We start from the raw sequence: 2,572 nt of genomic DNA on the forward strand, positions 1-2,572 counted from the left end.
GTTCATCCTGAGCCAGGATCAAACTCTCAATTTAAAAGTTTAATCTATACTCATATTACTTATAAAAGAATTGCTGGTTTATGTTAATATCTTCTGTTTAATTTTCAAAGACCATTTCTTTGTCGCCCTCAAGCGACTTTCTTAGTTTATCATCACTTCGAAACTTTGTCAACAACTTTTTTCAAAACTTTTAATTTATTTTGTTAAGTTGTTTGTATGTCTCTCAGCGACGAGATTTATCTTACCATGTTAATCATTGTTTCCCAAGTATATGTAACTATATTTACTACAATTATCCCTAAAATACTCTATTTTTCATTAAAATACTTTATTTATTATATATTGATACACCTGGTTTTGTGTTCTTTGTTTAAATTAAATTTATTCTAAAAAAATTCTATTTTTTATAAATTATTTCTTTGGTACTTTTTTTAGTTATAATATAAATATTATATTTTATATAATTTATAATTAAATTTTGCTAATATATTTTTATATAAACTATTTAGAAAGTATTAGTTATTTAGATAATTAATGTTAAAATAAGATTTAGTATTTTATTAACTAGGGAGGGATTGTTATAAACTACACAACAACATTTCTATATATTGCATTTATAATTAATGTAATTTTATCTGTCATAATTGTGGTACTAGAAAGAAAACAACCAGAAAAAACAATAGCATGGTTACTAATACTAACTCTATTGCCTCCAATAGGATTAATACTTTATATATTCTTAGGACGTAACTGGAAAAGACATAAACTTAATGATAGAATTAATCCTCAAATTAATGACTTAATAAGTCCTATTTTAGATGAATATCCTGAAAAACAATATGTTCCTTTAATGGAGCTTTTAGCTTTTAATAGTGATTCTCCTATATTTATCAATAATGATATAAAGATATATAAAGATGGTACTGAAAAATTTAAAGATTTAAAAGAAGAACTTCTTAAAGCTAAGCATCATATTCATCTTGAGTACTATATAGTAAATAGCGATCAGATAGGAAATGAGATTAAAGATATATTAATAAAGAAGGCTCTAGACGGAGTTAAGGTTAGATTTATTATTGATAAGGTTGGTTCAAGTGGTTTAAAAAGAAGCTACATTAAAGATTTAAAAAAAGCAGGTGTTTCAGTTGTTATGTACTCTTACTTCTTAGCACCACTTCTTAAGGTAATAAATACTCAAATTAATTATAGAAATCATAGAAAAATAGTTGTTATAGACGGACAGGTTGGTTTTTTAGGTGGTATTAATATAGGAGATGAATATTTAGGAAGAAATAAAAAATTCGGTTATTGGAGAGATACACACCTAATGATTAAAGGTGATTTTGTTTTAGCACTGCAAGCAGTTTTCCTAGATGATTTCATAACAATAGAAAAAGCTAATAATAGTCATACTTTTTATGATAAGGAATTTTATGAATATTTTCCCGAAAATACAGTTGCTAAGGAAAGAGTTTTAATGCAGTTAGTTAAAAGTGGACCTGATTCAACATTTCCTGCAATAATGCAGAGCATTTTAAAAATGATTATGACTGCACAAGAAAATATTTATATAACTACTCCATATTTTGTACCTCCATCAAGTATAATAGAAGCTCTTAAAATAGCTTCTCTAAGCGGAGTTGATGTAAAGATTATTTTCCCTGAAAAATCAGATCACTTTATGGTAAATAAAGCCTCTAAAAGTTATTTAGCTGAAATTATGGATTGCGGAATTGAAGTTTATTTTTATGATAAAAATTCTTTCATACATGCTAAAACAATGACAATAGATGGTAAAATATGTACTTTAGGGACAGCTAATATGGATATACGTAGTTTTGAGCTTAATTATGAAATAAATACTGTTATATATGATGAAGAAATAACCTTTAAGTTAGATACTCTTTTTTTTGAAGATTTGCTTAAATGTAGACATTTTAAAATTAAAGAATATGAAAAATCAACTAAATTTGATAAGTTTATAGAGGGAGTTACTAGAATTTTCTCAGAATTATTATAAAAATTATTAATTTGCAAAAAGTTTCTTTATAAGTAAAATCTATAAAGAAACTTTTTCTATTTAAAAGATATATATTTTAATCCTTTTGCATTTTAAGCTTTATTAGAAAAACTTACTTTTTAAAACGACAAGTAAGCTACCAAAAACTCCTCCTGATGTATCTATAATCACATCTTTAAATTGTCCACTTCTTCCTTCTACAAATAATTGATGGAATTCATCACTACAAGCATATCCAAATACTATAATTAAAGAATATATATATGCCTTCTTTCTATTTATATATAATCTTAAAAGATTAAAAGATAAAAAATAAAGTATCATATATTCAGTAAAGTGTGCTCCCTTTCTTATAATAAATGTTGATAATTCACCGAAGCGACTATTTAAGTCTATTCCAAACATATTAAGTAAAATAACTACAAAATTACTTTGTTTAGAAGAAACCTCTCCTGGCTGACTAGACATAAAAAATATAAAAGCCATCCAGAATATAATTAAACTCCATGCAATTATTCTTTTTCTTTTATTATCCATAGCATCTCCTTTTCT

The 2,572-nt window shown here is 25.2% G+C and carries 1 protein-coding gene and 1 pseudogene; one reads left to right on the forward strand and one right to left on the reverse strand.

The window, feature by feature from the left end; genetic code table 11:
- Positions 1–574 precede the first annotated feature (574 nt).
- Positions 575–2,020: a cardiolipin synthase gene (gene cls, locus Q1J60_RS02420; protein WP_300258002.1), complete on the forward strand. Its 1,446-nt coding sequence runs from the start codon at positions 575–577 to the stop codon at positions 2,018–2,020.
- A 92-nt stretch (positions 2,021–2,112) separates the two neighbouring features.
- Here cls and Q1J60_RS02425 read toward each other — a convergent pair.
- Positions 2,113–2,557 (reverse strand): annotated as a pseudogene (locus Q1J60_RS02425) (VanZ family protein).
- Between the last annotated feature and the right edge of the window lie 15 nt (positions 2,558–2,572).

The organism is Clostridium sp., from assembly GCF_029258205.1.
Taxonomy (GTDB): domain Bacteria; phylum Bacillota; class Clostridia; order Clostridiales; family Clostridiaceae; genus Sarcina.